The following is a 16,407-nucleotide window of genomic DNA, read 5'->3' on the forward strand; positions in this document are numbered from 1 at the left end:
CTCGAAATAGTTGCTCGAATGAGTGCCGTACACCCAGTTCAACAATGAGTTGAATACGGCTTTGAAAGGCGTATGCTTGCTCTTAACGAATAACGTTAAGCGTTCAATCCATGATTCGAAGCTTTGCATGCGCCGATACGGAAGCACTTTTCACCACCGGCAGGACAAGGCGCTGGGCAGACATCAAGTCAGTCGCGGAGCGTAAACTGGCCGCACTGCATGCTGCGAAGAAGCTTCGAGACTTGCGCTCACCGCCCGGAAACCGGCTTCACACCTTGGAAGGTGACAGAGCCGGCCAGCATAGCATCAGCATCAGCATCAGCATCAGCATCAGCATCAACATGCAGTGGCGGGTATGCTTCATATGGACCCAGAACGGCCCTGAACACGTTGAGATTGTCGACTATCACTGAGGTGCATCATGTTCAAGAATGGCATGCGTCCCATACATCCCGGCGAGATTCTTCGCGAGGATTTCCAGCACGAAATGGGCTTCAGTGCCGCTGCTCTGGCCCGTGCTTTAGGCGTATCTACGCCGACCGTGAATAACATTCTGCTTAAGCGTGGTGGCGTATCGGCTGACATGGCCTTGCGCTTGGCCGTCTGCCTGGATACCACTGCAGAGTTCTGGCTCAACCTGCAAACAGCGTACGAGTTACGCAAGGCAGAGCTGGAGCATGGAGATGCGATTGCAGCGGTACAGCGCCTGGTTGCTTGAAATGAATCCAGATGCCCGCCAAGGGCGGGCTTCAGACAGGCGCAGGCTCTGGCGCTCCTGTTGCGCCGCTGAAAACTCCTGACCCACTCGCCTGCAAACGCTCGGGGATCATCAGTCGCTGCACGGCAGGGATAATGGCTCAGAGCGAGTCCCGGGAGATCCCATTACTCACACGAACGATGTCAGCCATTACAGCCAGGGCAATCTCCGCCGGTGTCTTGCTTCCCAGGCTCAAGCCTACCGGTGCGCTGATACGGCTAATTGCCCGATCGTCCAGAGCGCCGATGCGGCGAACGCGTTCAAGGCGCTTTTCACTGGTACGTCGTGAGCCCATGGCGCCGATATAGAACGCGGGCGTTCGCACCGCTTCAAGTAACGTCAGATCATCCAGGCGTGGGTCGTGGGTGAGCGCGACAACGGCGGTGCCCGCGTGGCAGCCACCCTTGGCGATGAAGACCGCGGGTAGTTGCTCGATGACTTTCACCCCTTCCACGTGAAACCTGTGGAGCAGCTCGGTGCGCTGATCACAGACAATGACTTCATAGCCCAATGACACGGCGAAACTTGCGCAAAATTCTGCCACAGGCGACAGCCCCGCTATCAATAACCGCCGTGCTGCGCCAATGCGAATGGCGACCTGCTGGTCGAATACTTCGACGGTTTGACCCTGCGCAGAAGAGGTGTCGAGTGCACGGTCGTCGCTGACCAGAGAAACGTTACGGATGATCCGTTGCTGGCCTTGCAGCGCGTGCAACATCGAGGAAAAGTGCTCGAGTGACTGACAGCCGGGGCCGAACTGCTCAACGAGTACGTCAAGGACGCCTCCACACGGCAGCTCCATTGAAGGCGCCAGACCTCCTTCGCCATATCGAACGATTTGGTTGTCGGGCCCGAACTCGTCACGCGCAAGACGCTCGAGGAAGTCGTCCTCGACACAACCGCCTGAAAGGGACCCGCAAAAACTTCCACTGGCCAGCGCAACCAGCATTGCCCCTGGCCCCCGTGGCGCAGAGCCAAACGTAGAAAGAACAGTGCAAAGCCACACGCACTGCCCCTGTTCAAGCCACTGCTGCCCTTGCTGGACTACTTGGAGGTCAAGGTTGTTCATGGGGCTTACGGTCCACTGTGTTTGCAGAAACCCGAGCGATGAGGTGGGCTGCGAATACCCGATTCAGTATGTGTTGGAGCGACTTTCCAAAGTTGCCCGATCCGCGCGGGTTATTGCCTATTTCTTGCGACCTCGAGGCTAAACCAAGCGCGATGCTGCGAGCTCGTCGAACCGGGCAATCATTGCCGCGAACCCGGAAGGTACTGACCTGACGATCAGATGAGGATGGATGACACACTCATCCGGTGATAGTGGCGAAGTTCGCCGACCACCTCGCGCCCAAAGGCGCGCGCCAGCAGGCTTTGCTCATCTACTCTGAAATCATCCAGGTAGTCTTCGAATGCTGCCAAAGCGCGCATCAGTTCGATCAGTACAGGGACATCGGTCGCAGCGGCTGCGCGAACTGCCGAGCCTGAGGTCAGCACGCGCAGGAGATCGAAGTGGAGGTGCTCTGCACAATGTCGGTATTCGAGAGGCTAAGGCCTTCATCGAGCCAGCCGGTGACACCACCGATCATTTCCTTCACCGCATAACCGAGCTGAGCTATTCGTGCAGCTGCCCGGTGCACACCGTTACAGTGAGGGCCGGCACAGTAGACGACAAACAGGCTATCGGCAGGAAACTCGGCCAGGCGCTCGGTGGTGATGGTTTTTGTAGGTAGATTGACGGCGCCTGGAACGTGGCCATTGGCGAAGGCAGCGGTACCGCGCACATCAACCAATACGTAGTCGACCTGGCCGTTCTGCTGGCTGTAGTGGACGTCGGAACAGTCGGTTTCAAAGCGCAAGCGGTTACTGAAATGGGCAACGGCTTCGTCGGCACTGGCGGGTGGGATTTGGCTGATCAAGCTGGTCATCGTCGTTCCTCGCAGAATTGAGTTTGGTCACTTTAGGCGCTTCGATGAGTGCGCTACAGTGGCCAACTCGACAGCCAGTGGGAATTTTCCGCCAAATGAATGAGTTTCCTGGTTTGGTAGCCATTTTGGCTTACGACGGGCTTTGTACGTTTGAATTCGGCATTGCCATCGAGATCTTCGCGCTCCCACGGCCGGAGTTCGACTTCGCCTGGTATCGACACTGCGTAGTCGCGGTAGACCAAGGCCCAATGCGCGCGCTGGGCGGCATTGCAGTTACCGCAGATGCGGGCCATGAAGCGCTTGGCGAGGCGGGCACTATCATCATCCCCGGATGGCGAAATCGCGATGAACCTCCACCCCAGGCGTTGCTGGATGTACTTTGCAAGGCGCATGCACGCGGAGCGCGGCTGTTGTCTATCTGCTCCGGCGTTTTCGTGCTGGCAGCTGCCGGGCTCCTTGACGGGAAGCGCGCGACGACTCATTGGCGCTACTGCGACGAGCTTGCAACCCGTTTCCCGGCCATAGAAGTGGATTCAGCCGTACTCTACGTCGACAGCGGGCAGGTCATCACCTCAGCAGGCAGTGCTGCCGGTATTGACGCTTGCCTGCATCTGGTCGAGCGGGACTTCGGCGCCCATACCTCGAATACGGTAGCCAGACGCCTGGTCATGGCGCCGCTGCGTTCCGGAGGCCAGGCTCAGTTCATTCCCGCTCCGGTCGCCAGGGCATCCAGGCATGATCTGGCCCCGGTGCTGGACTGGGCGCGCGAGCATCTGAGTGAATCGCTGACAATTCCCGAGATGGCCGCCAAAGCATTGATGAGCGACCGAACGTTCCTGCGTCGCTTCAGTGAGGCAACGGGCATGACACCCAAAGGCTGGCTGCAACATGCACGCATGACTCAGGCTCGCTCGCTGCTTGAGAGCACAGTTCTCAATACCGAGCAAATCGCCGAGCGATGCGGATTTGCCTCGGCGGAAAGCTTCAGGGTGGCCTTTCGCAAGGCAGTCGGGCTTGCGCCATCGCTCTATCGAGACGGTTTTGGCCAGCGTTGAATCAGCTCACCCATGCGCTTTGGCGGCGATCCTGAAAGGTAATCACAGCTTTCTAAACATGCGCGCCCATCATCTCCGCAGGGTCAATCCGAAGAATTGGCGGCTACTGTATTGCGGCTGTGCAGCCCTGCATCCAGCTTTGTCGTTGGTACTAGTCTTTCAGAGGACGATGGTCTCACCGCTCAATAGCTACTGTGCACTCACAGATGCTTAGAGTGTCGAGCTGCAAGGCCGCGCATGCTACCTACCGGCGCACGGTTTGAGCTTCGTAACACCTTGCTACCTATGGCTTTGCTCTCTCTACCTACCCTTGGAATAGGCAACAAAGTCGTTTATTCAGGCAATTTACCCGCCGATTGCGTCTGCGATACTGACCTTCGGTGAAAGCCGATCGAGCAGCGTGCACAGCCTGCAAGCGCACCTCTGGCCTGATCCCCAAGACGCTTTTGAAACACCTACACTGGCTGGGGCGCCCTGGCGCTTTCTTGCGCATCTTTCCAGACGAAGCATGGAGGAAGAGCTTGTGGCTCGCCTTGAACACAGTAGCGATGCGGTCAACCCGCGCAACAGTTCTTCCGGCAATGCCGCCCCGCTCGTGGCCAACGATACCCGCAGGCTGGCCCAGGCCTTGAGCCGATGGGCGCGCAGCGACGGTGATCACGAAACGCCCGTAGCCGGCCTGACACTGCACCGCCGTCACAAACTGACCATGCCATTGCACTGCATCTACGGCCTTGGCATCGGCCTGACCGTGCAAGGGCGCAAGCAGGTGATCGTCGGTGATGAACTGATGACTTATTCGCCCGGGCAGTCGATGGTCACCAGCATCGATATGCCGGTGATTTCCAATGTCATCCAGGCAAGCGTTGCACAGCCTTTTCTGGGCATGATGTTGACTTTCGAGAACGCTTTGGTCGTGGAAATTGCCGAGCGGCTTCAGTTGTCACAGCGGCTCAAGGACGAGGCGTTCAAGCCCTTGTCCGTGAATGAACTGGACAGTGGTGTTCTGGAGGCACTAGAGCGTTTGATAGCACTGTTCGATCAACCCGAGCTGCTCAAGTCCCTGGCCCCGCTGATCAAGGAAGAAATCATCATCAGACTGATGAATGGTGCCCATGGTCCGCACATTCTGCATGTTGTCAGCGCTGGGTCGCCGAGCCAGAATATCGCCAAGGCAGTGGCCTGGCTCAAGCTTCATTACACCCAGGCACTGCGCATGGATGACTTGGCTGCAACAGCCCACATGAGCCCGTCCACGTTTCGTCAGCACTTTCGCACCGTCACGGGGATGAGCCCGTTGCAGTATCAGAAGCAGTTACGTCTGCAGGCTGCGCGCCACTTGATGTACAGCGAGAACATCGACGCCAGCAGTGCCGGTGGTTTGGTAGGTTATGAAAGCTCTTCACAGTTCAGCCGCGAATACAGCCGCCTGTTCGGTCATCCGCCGCAGCGCGATATCAAGCGCATGCGGGTGCAGTAAGCCCGCCATGTCCGCGCCGGCTTATCTTCTCCGGCACGGACTTCTGCTACTCCTGCGGCCTTACAGTTCGCGCAACGCCTGCTCGCTTGAGTCGACATAGCGCTCACGCTGCAGCATGCCAAAACGCCCATACGGGTAATCATCGGGGGTTGGAGCGCTGGCGTCGCCGAGGCATTGCAGTGCTGCGGCATCGAGCACGACATCCACTGCCCCGAGGTTGTCCCGCAACTGCTCGATCGTGCGTGCACCGATGACGGGGGCGGTCACCGAAGGCTGATAGCCCAGCCAGCTGAGCGCCACCTGGCTGGGTGTAGCGCCGAGTTGTCGGGCGATGTCCTTGACCACTTCGAGAGTCGCCCACTTCTGCTCGCTCACATGCAGATGCCTGGCTATATACTGATTCATGGGGTTATCGGAAGTCAGCCGGCCGCCAGCCCCGGATTCACTATGGCGTACGTATTTGCCCGTCAAGAATCCTGCGGCCAATGGCGACCAAGGAAGCAGGCCCACGTCGTTGTGGATGGCGGCCGGAATGATCTCGTATTCGAGTTCACGGTAGGCCAGGCTGTACTGCTGCTGCATCGTCACAGGTACGGGCACGCCCATGGCTTTGGCGGTGGAGATGAAAAGCTGTAGTTGCCAACCGGTGAAGTTGGATACGCCCACGTAATGGATCTTGCCTGCGCGGAGGGCTGCATCCAGAAAAGACAAGGTTTCCTCGACAGGTGTAAGTGGATCCCAGCCATGCAGCTGGTACAGATCGATGCTTTGCGTACCCAGTCGGGCGAGTGATTTGTCGAGTGAACGCTGCAGGTGGCGGCGTGACAATCCAACATCGTTGGCATCCGGCCCGTTGCCGAAGCGAGCCTTGGTGGCAATGATCGTGCGGTCGGCAATGTCGCCGGTCCGGCTCTTTCTCCATCGACCGATCAGCTCTTCGGAAGCACCTTTACCATAGACGTCGGACGTATCCAGGGTATTGCCACCGGCATCGAGATACGCATCCAGTATGGCAAATGCCTCTTTCTCATTTGTTTCTGTACCAAAACCCATGGTGCCCAGAATGAGGCTGGATACGGACAGTCCGGAATGACCCAGCGTTCGATAGTTCATGTGATCCTGCTCCATTGAGGCCGCCGCCATCGCTATTCATGCGACGAGAGGGCGCCGGTTTTCGAGGACAACCTGAAGTAGCCGCGAGCAATCGCGCTGACGGCGTCAGATCCCACCCTCAGTGTCCATTCGCAGCGCTGGCGAGGGTTGCCGGATCAAAGCCGATGATTGCCCATACTGATGACTCGTACTGCGTTGCTTGAAGGGAGCAGCACGCGCAGAGCATCCCCGGGGCGGTAAAAAATCATTTTAGGCAATCATGACCATGGATAGGGCAACCCTGGTTCCACGTTTGCTTTTAACGTGGGCTACCACTTTTCTGGAGCCTCAGTCATGGCCTCTCTTTTTGATCCTCTCGCCGTCAAAGGCATCACGCTGCGTAACCGTATCGTCGCCTCGCCCATGTGCCAGTACCAGGCGCAGGATGGAATACTCAATGAATGGCACCAAGCCCACTACACCATGCTGGCACGCGGGGGTGCCGGGCTGGTAATCGTCGAAGCCACCGCCGTCGCCCCCGAAGGTCGAATCACGCCGGGCGATGCGGGTTTGTGGAGCAGCGAGCACGTGGCAGGTTTCGCAGCCGTGGCCGCGTCCATCAAGGCCGCCGGCAGCGTCCCTGGCATACAGATCGGGCATGCTGGTCGCAAAGCAGGCTGCACGCCGCCATGGGAAGGCGGTGCGCCTCTGGAACGGTCCGACCCACGCGCCTGGACACCTGTTGGCCCAAGCCCTTTGCCCTATGTGCCTGGATCGGACTATGTGCCGGTCGAAATGACCGCAGAGCAAATTCTGATAACCCAACAGGACTTCGTTGACGCCGCCAGCCGTGCTCTACAAGCTGGCTTCGAGTGGCTTGAGCTTCATTTCGCGCACGGATTTCTCGGGCAAACATTTTTGTCGCCACAATCTAACGTCCGCGAAGATCAATACGGCGGTTCATTGGAAAACCGTGCCCGGTTCCTTCTGGAGACCCTGGAGGCAGTGCGGGAAGTATGGCCGGAGCATCTGCCACTGACCATGCGCCTGGGCGTGACCGAGTTCGGCGAAAACACCAACCGGTCTTTCTCCGAATCCCTGCAGCTATTGAAGTGGGCAAAAGAAGCCGGGCTGGACCTGGTCGACGTAGGCCTGGCCCTCACCAGCGCCAATGACCCAGTACCTTGGGGCCCTAACTTCATGGTCCCGTTCGCTGAACGCGTGCGACTGGAAACAGGGCTGCCGGTTGCGACGAGCTGGATGATCACAGACCCGAAAGAGGCCGACGCTTTCGTCCGTGAGGACAAACTGGACTTGGTGTTCTTTGCCCGTACGCTATTGGACAATCCCCACTGGGTGTTCCACGCCGCTCAGGAACTGGGGATAGACAAGCCCGAAGCGGTGCTGCCCACGCCCTATGCTTTCTGGCTGCAGAACTGGTCGGCCTGAATGCCAACGAAAAGCCCTGATACCGCGGGTATCAGGCTTTTTTGTTCAACGGCGGCAATGAACCGGACGCCATTTCATTGTGCCTTGGGCGTAATCACCACGGTTGCGCTCCGTGCCTGCTCACCGATGATGCCTTGCAGATAAGGGCTGCTACTGTATTTCTGCGAGTAGGCCTCATCGATTCTCTGATTGACAGAGCCTTGCTCTGGGGCAAACGTCACCTCACGCGTCATGCCTGCGGCAATGATGCGCCCTGCTTTTTCCCTCACCGCCGCGTTGTACCAAGACGATGATGTTCCGGAATAGGCACGCACATAGAGTTTGCCGTCGACTTCTACGCACCAGATCCAGGTGGGGGTCCCGTACGTTACGCCATCCTCCCGAAACGGTGATACCTTGAGGTCGTCTGCCTTGATGATCCGTTGCAACTCGTCCGCCTTCCAGGCCGGATGCTGAACACCCGGCGCAGGTTGACTGGCCGCCTGCTGCAAGCGCGTGACGGGCTCCGCCGCAAACGCATTGGGTGCACATCCAAGCACAGCCAGAAAAACGACTGCGACGCTTGTTTTGGATAGCGACTTGTTCATGATCAAACTCCTGTTAACTAAACATGATGGACGCTTGCGAGCTCCGGATACCGACATGGGCATCGCGCGAGCGGTGGTGCGTTAGCGCGTGGCCGGAAACCTCACCTCTGCTGCCAGCTGATACGTTCTGAAGACGATGCTCCTGGTGCGGTGCTTGAGCGCAATCTGAAATAGATCCGGCTCATTTGCACGTGGCGACTGCAGCGCCAACCGGGCGTCAGCAGTGGAGTTCCACTTGAGCTGCATCTGCACCTCCCCGACCTGGTGCCCCGCTTGACCGCTGAAATGCAGACACCCCGCCAGAAAACCCGGATAAGCGCGGCTATGAAGCTCTATGCGCTCAGCGAGCGCGCCAACCAGCCCCGACAAACAGTCCGACGGAACGATAAAGTCTACTGATTGCACGAATGGAGCCGATGCAGCCAAATCACTCAGGGAGCTCATAGGGGGGCCACTGACGCAGATGGGAGTGAGACCAGTATGCAGATCTCCCCTAACCCAGAAGTGCCTGATCAGAGCGACTACTTGCATGATCTGACGATTTGGAGCTAACGGAAAACCCATGTAGCCATGTATTACTGAATATTTCGGTCTATCCTGCTGCCTGATTCAGCGATCAACGTAATTAAAGCGGATAGAAAATGAAGCCCCTGTCGCCGCCGGAATCAAAAGCAAAGCCTTGGTCGGCAATTACCCGGCGCAGTGAAGGATCATCGACTCGCAGGGTCCATTTACTCGCGCCAGGTAATGCGGCGTCAGCGGCGGCTTCGCGCATCGCGGTCAGCAACTGTTCGCGATCAGGCAGATAGATCGCCAAGGCATTGTCTTTCCAAGCCGCCGTGATCAGGCCCATGAATTCACAAATAGCAATCTTGACGTCAGCGTCGTGCCGATCTGCCGTCCGAGATTGCTCGATCAGCCTTGGCAGAACACCCGTCGGACCGCCATCGGAATGAATAAGCTCACCGATCCCCCACACCTCTGGGGGGCAGATCTTGTCCGCAGGATTCATCTTGATGAACGGAGAAATTTCCGCAGGATAGATCCGGCAAACCAAAGGTCGCTGTTCGTAGATACCGCAAAGATTATCTGGCTTCAGATTCGGGCACTGTGTCAGCGCGTTACCAGCGAAAATGGCGATCACGTATACCGTGCTCGAACCGCAATCAACCTGCGCACCACGAACAACATTGTGAGCGTACTGAGCCGGATTCACTGGATGTTCTTCAGCCGCAAACGCTTCGAGCATGACCGCCACGTGGCCGCCACGCTCAAGCCACTGTCGAGCCTCCTCCAGCGTCAGGGGGATCAATCTTTGCTTGCAGCAGGCACCGCAGCCATTGCACGCAAAATGCACCTTATCTGTCGCCACGTTAACCCTCCCCTCTTCCCCCTCTTGATGGGCTCGGCAGCCGCATCGCAGGGTGAGAAAAAGGAAGAATTATGTCGGGGCACGTGCGTTTGGATTTGCCGTTTCCAGTTATAAAGTTGCCTGTTCCAAGGCAATGCCTACTGGTTACAACTCGGCCTCGGGCGAACGTCAGGCCAATAGCTTGTCCAGGGTGAACGGTAGATCGCGTATGCGTTTTCCCGTCGCGTGATAAACCGCATTGCCAATGGCTGCGGCCACCCCCACAATCCCGAGCTCGCCGACCGCTTTGCCGCCCAGTGCGCTGGCTTGCAGGTCGGGCAAGCCGACATCGATGGTGATGATCTCAGGCACGTCAGCGTTTACCGGTACAACGTAATCGGCAAAACTGGCGTTGACGACACGACCGTCACGGCGGTCGATATGGCCCTCCTCGAAAAGCGCCTGGCCAATACCCATGATCATGCCGCCCATCCATTGGCTTTCCGCGAGTTTGGGGTTATAGACTCGCCCGCTGTCGAACGCCGCCACCATGCGCTTGACCCTGATCGTGCCGAAGTCCTCGTCGACCCGCACCTCAACGAAGTGTGCGCCCCAGCTGTGCGCCGATACCCCCCCGGTAGTGGGCAACTGCATCTGGCTGAAGCCATGGGCTGCCGCGTGGCGGTCTGCCTCCGTGGCACCCGCCTTGAATGTATCAGCGGAAATTTCGAAGCGCTCCTTGCCCAACGCTGCCAGCAAATCGCCGAAGCTGATGCCCTTCCCCGGTCTCTGTGAAGGTTTGATACGCCCATTCTTGAAAACCAGGTTCGCGGCGACCATGCCATGCAGCGGCGATTTCGGATCCCTGGTCGCTACCCTGATCAGCTCGCTGCGGGCCAGTTTCGCCGCTGCGTAGACAGCACCGGTGAGGTTATTGGCAAGTTGCGAGCCCCCCGCGATCGGCGCACGTGGCAAGTCGGTATCACCCAGGCTGACCTTGACCGAGCGTGTAGGCACGTCGAGTACCTCGGCAGCGGTCTGTGCGAGGATGGTGTAGGTGCCCGTGCCCAGATCGGTGCCCGCGCTCAGCACTTCGATACGCCCGTCTCGATGGATGACGATCTTGGCTTCTCCAGGCGTCCGCCATACTGGATAGGTGCCTGCCGCCATGCCCCAACCAATCAATTCACGGCCTTGGCGCATCGAGCGAGGCTTGGGATTGCGCTCACTCCAACCGAATGCGTTGGCCCCTGCGGCGTAGGCTTCGCGCAGCCGTCGGCTGGTCCAGGGAATATTAGCCTTTGGGTCCTGCGCTGCCCAGTTGCGGAGCCGGAGCTCAATGGGATCCAGATCGAGCTTGACCGCCAGCTCATCCATGCCGGTTTCGAGCGCATAGGTACTGATGTTCTCGCCCGGAGCGCGCATCCAGCCAGGATTAACGGTGTTGACCGGGATAATGCTGTGGCGGGCGAGCATGTTGGGCGTTGCATACATCAACGCGGTCACCGAGGTGGAAGGCTCCAGATGAGTGTCATCGATGGCCGTCTCATTCCAGCCGTCATGCACGACCGACACCAACATACCTTCTCGAGTTGCCCCCAGCGCTAGTCGCTGCCCAGTGCGCGGGCGCCCGCCGTAGCTGGTGAACGTCTGCGCCCGAGTCAGTGCAACCTTCAGTGGCCGGCCGAGCAACCTGGCGGCCGAGCACGCCATGGCGACATGGGGATGGGGAGCGACCTTGCAGCCGAAACCGCCGCCGACGAAGGGCGAGACGACTCGCACGCTGCCCATCTCCAGTCCCATCCACTGGGCGATCACGTTGCGCGCGCCACCCACCCATTGGCTGGATTCGTACACAGTCAGCTTCTCGTTCTGCCAGTGGGCGATACACGCATGGGGCTCCATGGGGACGTTGTATTCACGCGGCGTGGTATAGACACCCTCGACCCTGACCGCCGCCGAGGCCAGGGCCGCCGGTGCATCGCCCCATCTCGCCTGGAGATCGTCGATAGGTTGTGCTTTAGCGCGGCTGTCATCGGGATCGATGATGGCCGGGGTCGCGGCGTAACTGACTTTCACCAGATTGGCCGCTTCGGTGGCCTGCTCGAAAGTCTGCGCGACTACCAACGCGATGTGCTGGCCGTTCCAGCGCACGACGTCATCCTGCAAGGGCGTGAAGTTTTCGGTGGCAGCGCCACCTTTGATGAACGGCGTTGCCGGGTTGATCGCCAGCGGGTTCAGATGCGTGTAGATGGCGACCACGCCCGGCGCATTACTGGCGGCTTGCGTATCAATGGCTGTGATGCGGCCAGCGGGTATTGTTGACTGCACGGCAACACCGTAGAGCATCCCCTCGATTGCGTGTTCTATCGCGTAACGCGCCTGACCGCTGACTTTCAGCCCGCCATCCTGGCGCACCGCTGGCTCGCCGACGGAGCCATTGAGGTCCTTTGCAACCAAAGGCGCGGCCTCACCGGTCAGCGGGTTGAATGCCAGACCCGCGTAGGCTACTGCGGAGCCAGCGGCAGCGGTTTTCAATAACGTACGCCGCTGCAGTTTGGGATTGAAAACATCGTTCATGCCAGACCTCCGACGGTCATCAATGCGCGCGCCACTACCCGAGGGGCAAGCGTGATTTTGAAGCCGTTGTGTTCGCGTGCCTGGGCACCTTCGACGGCCAGCGTCGAGGCCTTGCGAATGACGTCTTCGTCGAATACCTTCCCGACCAGCGCCTCCTCCACCGCACGAGCACGCCACGGCTTGGTGCCCACTCCGCCCATTGCGATGCGAACAGCCTTGAGCGTACGACCATCTTTTTCGAGTTCGATACCCACCGCAGCGCTGGCAGCGGCAAATTCGTAAGAGGCTCGGTCACGTACCTTGAGATAGTGCGACCGCTCGAGCGATGCCGATTGCGGAATCTGTATCCCCACGATCATTTCACCCGGTGCGAGATCGTGCTCGATATCCGGGCGCGTGCCGGGCAGTCGATAGAAGTCATCGGCCAGCACCTGACGTTGCGTAGCCCCACCGATGAGAATAGTGGCGTCGAACGCGACCAGCGCGATCGCCAAATCACCGGGATAAATAGCAATGCAGTCGGGGCTGGTGCCCAGCACCGCATGGTTGCGATTGATACCTTCCAGTGCCGCGCAACCTGAGCCCGGTGCCCGCTTGTTGCACTGGGGATAAGCGGTGGGGTCGCGGAAATAGGTGCAGCGGGTGCGCTGCATGAGGTTGCCGCCAATCGATGCCATATTACGCAGCTGCGGCGACGCCGCTCGCCAGAGCGCCTCGCTGATCACAGGTGCGTGCTGCTGGATACGGACGTCGGCGGCGACTTGGCTCATCTTCGCCAGGGCGCCGATATCGATCTGCCCGGAGGCCACGTCGATTTCACTCAAGCCTTGCAAGTGGGTGACATCAACCAGCCGCGACGGACGTTCCACAGAGCACTTCATCAGGTCCAGCAAGGTGGTACCGCCGGCCAGGAACCGGGTATCAGGCTGACCTGCTTGCTGGCGAGCATGCGCCACATCGGTGGCGCGAACGTAGTCGAATGCCTTCATACCTTGCTCCCCTGCAGACGCGCCGCCGCAGTGCGCACGGCGGTAACGATGTGTGGGTAAGCGCCACAGCGGCAGAGATTGCCGCTCATATACTCGCGAATATCCTCATCGCTGCCCGTGTGACCCTCGCGTATGCACGCCACCGCTGACATGATCTGCCCTGGCGTGCAATAGCCGCACTGGAACGCATCGAACTCGACAAAGGCGGCCTGCACGGCGTGCAACGTTCCGTCTGGCTGAGTCAACCCTTCAATGGTGGTCACCTCGCGGCCCTCGACCTGGGCTGCCAACGTCAGGCAACTCAACACGCGCAGCCCATCGACATGCACGGTGCAGGCACCGCATTGCCCCTGGTCACACCCTTTTTTGGTGCCTGTCAGCAGCGTGTGCTCACGCAGCGCATCGAGCAACGTGGTTCGGGGGTCGAGATCAAGCTCGATGCGTCCACCGTTGAAGGAAAGATGAAGGTTCAGTCGGTCTGCCATGCGTGCTCTCCAGGATGACCCAGGGCTGCCGAGCTCACTGACCGGCAGTATCATGAGCAAGAGTATCTGCGGCCCTTGGTGTTTTGGTTTGCCTTTTCAGCGCCGTTTTTTGCCCAATCCAATTGCTCATCCTTACGGCCATGGCCGCCGGTGACAACCGCAGTGAATAACAGGATAAGTCGATTGATTTAGGCAAAATGTCGGCCGAACCCTGCAAACACTGCGCTCGCATAAAGCCCAGAATATTTAATCCTGCAGCCAGGCAAACGCACCTCTCCTCGGAAGGCGATGGTTGAACTCGCGTGCATGAGTGAGCGGCCGACACGCCTCACTTACGACTGAACATAAGATGTGGAGGCATTACAGTGAAAGCGATTGCCATCAGTCATCACGGTGACTGCAATTCGTTCATGGAGATCAACGTGCCAGCGCCCTTCGCGCGGCCAGGCCATGTGGTCATAGATGTACGCGCAACCAGCGTGAACCCCGTGGACACAAAGATTCGTCGTGGTAGCGAAGGCACTCAAGGGCTGACCTTTCCCGCGGTTCTGCATATCGACGTTGCGGGCGTCGTGAGCTCTGTTGGTGACGGAGTGACTCGCTTCAAACCTGGAGACGAAGTCTACGGCGCGTTCGGCGGCATCGTTGGCATTCCAGGTGCGCTGGCAGATCAGTTGGAAGCTGACGCCGACATGCTTGCGATCAAACCTCGCTCGCTGTCGTTCGGTGATGCAGCGAGCCTGCCGTTGGTAGGCATAACAGCCTGGGAAGCGTTGATCGACAGAGCGTCGATAAAGCCCGGCGACCACGTGCTGGTGCACGGCGGGACCGGCGGCGTCGGACATATTGGCATTCAGCTCGCCAAAGTCATGGGTGCCCAGGTTGCAACAACCATTTCAACAGAAGCCAAAGCAGTGATTGCACGGGGTCTCGGCGCCGACAGCATCATTTTCTACCGTAATGAATCCACGCAGGACTATGTCCAGCGCATCACCCAAGGCAACGGCTTCGACACGGTGTTCGACACATTGGGAGGCGATGTTCTGCAACATTCCTTCAGCGCCGCCAAACGCAAAGGCCACGTTGTATCGCTCATCGGTTACGACACGTATGACCTGAGCGAGATGCACTTCAAGGCATTGCGGCTCGATTTCGTCTTCATGGCCATCTCGATCATCCACAACGAAGGCCGCAAGCTCCATGGCAATATCCTCGAAAGACTGGCGATCCTGGTCGATAGAGGCTTGGTAAAAACGCTTATCGACGAGCGTCATGAATTCTCGGTTGCCGGGACCAGCGCCGCACATGCGCGGCTGGAGTCGGGCGAAGCAATCGGCAAAGTCATCATCGAACGCTAAAATACATAACCCACCTGAATCCATGCCCAGTTCACGAGTGAGAGCCAAACCATGAAACACCCCGAACCCTTAGTCGCGCCCATCCACATCATCGCGACCGTGAATGCTGAACTCGGTAAGGAAGCCGAGTTGCTCGAAGCATTGACGCAACTGGTCCGTGCTTCGGTAGAAGAGTCGGGTTGCCTGCAATATGCGCTGCATATCGATCCAGACCTTCCAGGCGTTTTCGTTTTCTATGAAGGGTGGGCAAGCCAAGCTGCACTGGACGAGCACATGGCTTCGCCGCACTTCCTGTCGTTCGTGGCGGCATCTGATTTCCTGATGACCGGACCAACCGACATCCGCAAGCTCATGCGCGTTATATGAATCAAGCACAACCAGCAGCCCTGCCGTTGGGGCTGCCCTCGATATAACGGCTCGTGTGAAAATGCAGACAAAAAAAAGCCACTTTCGAGAAGTGGCTTTCTTGTCTGATTTTACTCAGGAATAAATGGTCGGGACGGAGTGATTCGAACACTCGACCCCTTGCACCCCATGCAAGTGCGCTACCGGGCTGCGCTACGCCCCGACCGAGCGTAAAGCTGTTCCAGAACCTCTGAGAACGTCGAGGAATATACCTTAAGCATTTGAATTATGGAAGTATTCTTTTCCAGAAATTCACTTCTTGAGGACACTCAGCACATCTTCGAGCTCGGAGATCGTCTGGCGGATCAGTTGCTTGTACTGCGTAGTGTCATCCTTGGCCTCGTCGCCGGACAGGCGCAGACGCGCGCCGCCGATGGTGAAGCCCTGGTCATACAGCAGCGCGCGGATCTGGCGAATCATCAGCACATCCTGGCGCTGGTAATACCGACGGTTTCCGCGACGCTTCACGGGGTTGAGCTGAGGAAACTCCTGCTCCCAATACCGCAGCACATGTGGCTTGACGGCACACAAGTCGCTCACTTCACCGATGGTGAAGTAGCGCTTGCCGGGAATGGGCGGGAGTTCGTCGTTATGACTTGGTTCCAGCATAGGCCTCAACTCGGGCTTTCAACTTCTGCCCTGGACGAAAGGTGACCACGCGGCGAGCCGTGATCGGGATTTCTTCACCGGTTTTCGGATTGCGGCCAGGCCGCTGGCGTTTGTCCCGAAGGTCGAAATTGCCGAAACCGGACAATTTGACCTGCTCGTTGTCTTCAAGAGCGTGCCTGATTTCTTCGAAGAAAAGCTCGACCAATTCCTTGGCCTCTCGTTTGTTCAGGCCCAACTCTTCATAAAGACGTTCCGCCATTTCAGCTTTCGTCAAAGCCCCCATGC

At 58.5% G+C, this 16,407-nt stretch carries 19 protein-coding genes and 1 tRNA gene; 7 read left to right on the plus strand and 13 right to left on the minus strand.

Annotation, left to right across the window (positions count from 1 at the left end; all coding sequences use genetic code 11):
* The first annotated feature begins 110 nt into the window (after window positions 1-110).
* Both H7993_RS05035 and H7993_RS05040 read left to right on the plus strand, forming a co-directional pair.
* On the plus strand, window positions 111-413 hold the full coding sequence (locus H7993_RS05035) for a type II toxin-antitoxin system RelE/ParE family toxin (protein ID WP_185793672.1): 303 nt from the start codon (window positions 111-113) through the stop codon (window positions 411-413).
* Window positions 414-421: 8 nt separating this feature from the next.
* Window positions 422-718: a HigA family addiction module antitoxin gene (locus H7993_RS05040; RefSeq protein WP_185793673.1), complete on the plus strand. Its 297-nt coding sequence runs from the start codon at window positions 422-424 to the stop codon at window positions 716-718.
* A 139-nt stretch (window positions 719-857) separates the two neighbouring features.
* On the opposite strand, the gene H7993_RS05045 is transcribed toward H7993_RS05040, so the two are convergent.
* The 3 genes from H7993_RS05045 to H7993_RS05055 all read right to left on the minus strand — a co-directional run bounded on the left by H7993_RS05045 (window position 858) and on the right by H7993_RS05055 (window position 2,682).
* The gene (locus tag H7993_RS05045; protein WP_185793674.1) at window positions 858-1,826 is read right to left on the minus strand and encodes an XdhC family protein; all 969 of its coding nucleotides are present in this window, start codon (window positions 1,824-1,826) and stop codon (window positions 858-860) included.
* A 215-nt stretch (window positions 1,827-2,041) separates the two neighbouring features.
* Window positions 2,042-2,251, minus strand: a complete 210-nt coding sequence (locus tag H7993_RS05050) for a hypothetical protein (protein ID WP_185793675.1) — start codon at window positions 2,249-2,251, stop codon at window positions 2,042-2,044.
* On the minus strand, window positions 2,245-2,682 hold the full coding sequence (locus H7993_RS05055; RefSeq protein ID WP_185793676.1) for a rhodanese-like domain-containing protein: 438 nt from the start codon (window positions 2,680-2,682) through the stop codon (window positions 2,245-2,247). The genes H7993_RS05050 and H7993_RS05055 overlap by 7 nt, the downstream gene beginning before the upstream one ends.
* A 95-nt stretch (window positions 2,683-2,777) precedes the next feature.
* Between H7993_RS05055 and ftrA the strand changes: the two genes are divergently transcribed.
* The gene (gene ftrA / locus H7993_RS05060; protein ID WP_185793677.1) at window positions 2,778-3,737 is read left to right on the plus strand and encodes a transcriptional regulator FtrA; all 960 of its coding nucleotides are present in this window, start codon (window positions 2,778-2,780) and stop codon (window positions 3,735-3,737) included.
* A gap of 595 nt (window positions 3,738-4,332) precedes the next feature.
* Window positions 4,333-5,217 (plus strand): AraC family transcriptional regulator, encoded by an 885-nt coding sequence (locus H7993_RS05065; protein ID WP_240998817.1) that lies wholly within the window; start codon window positions 4,333-4,335, stop codon window positions 5,215-5,217.
* 60 nt (window positions 5,218-5,277) lie between these two features.
* Here H7993_RS05065 and H7993_RS05070 read toward each other — a convergent pair whose 3' ends face one another.
* Entirely contained in the window at window positions 5,278-6,330 is a 1,053-nt protein-coding gene (locus H7993_RS05070; RefSeq protein WP_185793678.1) for an aldo/keto reductase, read from the minus strand.
* A 333-nt stretch (window positions 6,331-6,663) separates the two neighbouring features.
* Between H7993_RS05070 and H7993_RS05075 the strand changes: the two genes are divergently transcribed.
* Window positions 6,664-7,758, plus strand: coding sequence for an NADH:flavin oxidoreductase/NADH oxidase (locus H7993_RS05075; RefSeq protein ID WP_185793679.1), 1,095 nt, complete (start codon window positions 6,664-6,666; stop codon window positions 7,756-7,758).
* Between the two features lie 74 nt (window positions 7,759-7,832).
* On the opposite strand, the gene H7993_RS05080 is transcribed toward H7993_RS05075, so the two are convergent.
* The 6 genes from H7993_RS05080 to H7993_RS05105 all read right to left on the minus strand — a co-directional run bounded on the left by H7993_RS05080 (window position 7,833) and on the right by H7993_RS05105 (window position 13,750).
* Window positions 7,833-8,345 (minus strand): DUF2255 family protein, encoded by a 513-nt coding sequence (locus H7993_RS05080; protein WP_122478708.1) that lies wholly within the window; start codon window positions 8,343-8,345, stop codon window positions 7,833-7,835.
* 81 nt (window positions 8,346-8,426) lie between these two features.
* Window positions 8,427-8,789 carry a hypothetical protein gene (locus tag H7993_RS05085; RefSeq protein WP_163007596.1) on the minus strand — a complete coding sequence of 121 codons (363 nt, stop codon included), beginning with the start codon at window positions 8,787-8,789 and terminating at the stop codon, window positions 8,427-8,429.
* Between the two features lie 181 nt (window positions 8,790-8,970).
* On the minus strand, window positions 8,971-9,717 hold the full coding sequence (locus H7993_RS05090) for a YkgJ family cysteine cluster protein (RefSeq protein WP_185793680.1): 747 nt from the start codon (window positions 9,715-9,717) through the stop codon (window positions 8,971-8,973).
* 168 nt (window positions 9,718-9,885) lie between these two features.
* Entirely contained in the window at window positions 9,886-12,276 is a 2,391-nt protein-coding gene (locus tag H7993_RS05095) for a xanthine dehydrogenase family protein molybdopterin-binding subunit (RefSeq protein ID WP_185793681.1), read from the minus strand.
* Window positions 12,273-13,265, minus strand: coding sequence for an FAD binding domain-containing protein (locus H7993_RS05100; protein ID WP_185793682.1), 993 nt, complete (start codon window positions 13,263-13,265; stop codon window positions 12,273-12,275). Before H7993_RS05100 ends, H7993_RS05095 begins: the two co-directional genes overlap by 4 nt.
* Window positions 13,262-13,750 (minus strand): (2Fe-2S)-binding protein, encoded by a 489-nt coding sequence (locus H7993_RS05105; RefSeq protein ID WP_185793683.1) that lies wholly within the window; start codon window positions 13,748-13,750, stop codon window positions 13,262-13,264. The genes H7993_RS05100 and H7993_RS05105 overlap by 4 nt, the downstream gene beginning before the upstream one ends.
* A gap of 365 nt (window positions 13,751-14,115) precedes the next feature.
* Between H7993_RS05105 and H7993_RS05110 the strand changes: the two genes are divergently transcribed.
* Window positions 14,116-15,108: a zinc-binding dehydrogenase gene (locus H7993_RS05110; RefSeq protein ID WP_185793684.1), complete on the plus strand. Its 993-nt coding sequence runs from the start codon at window positions 14,116-14,118 to the stop codon at window positions 15,106-15,108.
* 51 nt (window positions 15,109-15,159) lie between these two features.
* Window positions 15,160-15,474 (plus strand): putative quinol monooxygenase, encoded by a 315-nt coding sequence (locus H7993_RS05115; RefSeq protein ID WP_185793685.1) that lies wholly within the window; start codon window positions 15,160-15,162, stop codon window positions 15,472-15,474.
* Between the two features lie 125 nt (window positions 15,475-15,599).
* Here H7993_RS05115 and H7993_RS05120 read toward each other — a convergent pair.
* From H7993_RS05120 to ihfA, 3 genes are all read right to left on the minus strand, one after another.
* A tRNA-Pro gene (locus tag H7993_RS05120) sits at window positions 15,600-15,676 on the minus strand.
* 89 nt (window positions 15,677-15,765) lie between these two features.
* Entirely contained in the window at window positions 15,766-16,122 is a 357-nt protein-coding gene (locus H7993_RS05125) for a MerR family transcriptional regulator (RefSeq protein ID WP_043188397.1), read from the minus strand.
* The gene (gene ihfA / locus H7993_RS05130; protein WP_002553164.1) at window positions 16,103-16,405 is read right to left on the minus strand and encodes an integration host factor subunit alpha; all 303 of its coding nucleotides are present in this window, start codon (window positions 16,403-16,405) and stop codon (window positions 16,103-16,105) included. The genes H7993_RS05125 and ihfA overlap by 20 nt, the downstream gene beginning before the upstream one ends.
* Window positions 16,406-16,407: the final 2 nt, after the last annotated feature.

Origin of the sequence: Pseudomonas baltica, from assembly GCF_014235765.1 — a bacterium.
GTDB classification, from domain to species: domain Bacteria; phylum Pseudomonadota; class Gammaproteobacteria; order Pseudomonadales; family Pseudomonadaceae; genus Aquipseudomonas; species Aquipseudomonas baltica.

Bases quoted from the DNA above. Each gene is read 5' to 3' on its own strand.
- H7993_RS05035 (WP_185793672.1), top strand. From the start codon at position 111: ATGATTCGAAGCTTTGCATGCGCCGATACGGAAGCACTTTTCACCACC.
- H7993_RS05040 (WP_185793673.1), top strand. From the start codon at position 422: ATGTTCAAGAATGGCATGCGTCCCATACATCCCGGCGAGATTCTTCGC.
- H7993_RS05045 (WP_185793674.1), bottom strand. From the start codon at position 1,826: ATGAACAACCTTGACCTCCAAGTAGTCCAGCAAGGGCAGCAGTGGCTT.
- H7993_RS05055 (WP_185793676.1), bottom strand. From the start codon at position 2,682: ATGACCAGCTTGATCAGCCAAATCCCACCCGCCAGTGCCGACGAAGCC.
- ftrA (WP_185793677.1), top strand. From the start codon at position 2,778: ATGAATGAGTTTCCTGGTTTGGTAGCCATTTTGGCTTACGACGGGCTT.
- H7993_RS05070 (WP_185793678.1), bottom strand. From the start codon at position 6,330: ATGAACTATCGAACGCTGGGTCATTCCGGACTGTCCGTATCCAGCCTC.
- H7993_RS05075 (WP_185793679.1), top strand. From the start codon at position 6,664: ATGGCCTCTCTTTTTGATCCTCTCGCCGTCAAAGGCATCACGCTGCGT.
- H7993_RS05080 (WP_122478708.1), bottom strand. From the start codon at position 8,345: ATGAACAAGTCGCTATCCAAAACAAGCGTCGCAGTCGTTTTTCTGGCT.
- H7993_RS05085 (WP_163007596.1), bottom strand. From the start codon at position 8,789: ATGAGCTCCCTGAGTGATTTGGCTGCATCGGCTCCATTCGTGCAATCA.
- H7993_RS05095 (WP_185793681.1), bottom strand. From the start codon at position 12,276: ATGAACGATGTTTTCAATCCCAAACTGCAGCGGCGTACGTTATTGAAA.
- H7993_RS05100 (WP_185793682.1), bottom strand. From the start codon at position 13,265: ATGAAGGCATTCGACTACGTTCGCGCCACCGATGTGGCGCATGCTCGC.
- H7993_RS05105 (WP_185793683.1), bottom strand. From the start codon at position 13,750: ATGGCAGACCGACTGAACCTTCATCTTTCCTTCAACGGTGGACGCATC.
- H7993_RS05115 (WP_185793685.1), top strand. From the start codon at position 15,160: ATGAAACACCCCGAACCCTTAGTCGCGCCCATCCACATCATCGCGACC.
- H7993_RS05125 (WP_043188397.1), bottom strand. From the start codon at position 16,122: ATGCTGGAACCAAGTCATAACGACGAACTCCCGCCCATTCCCGGCAAG.
- ihfA (WP_002553164.1), bottom strand. From the start codon at position 16,405: ATGGGGGCTTTGACGAAAGCTGAAATGGCGGAACGTCTTTATGAAGAG.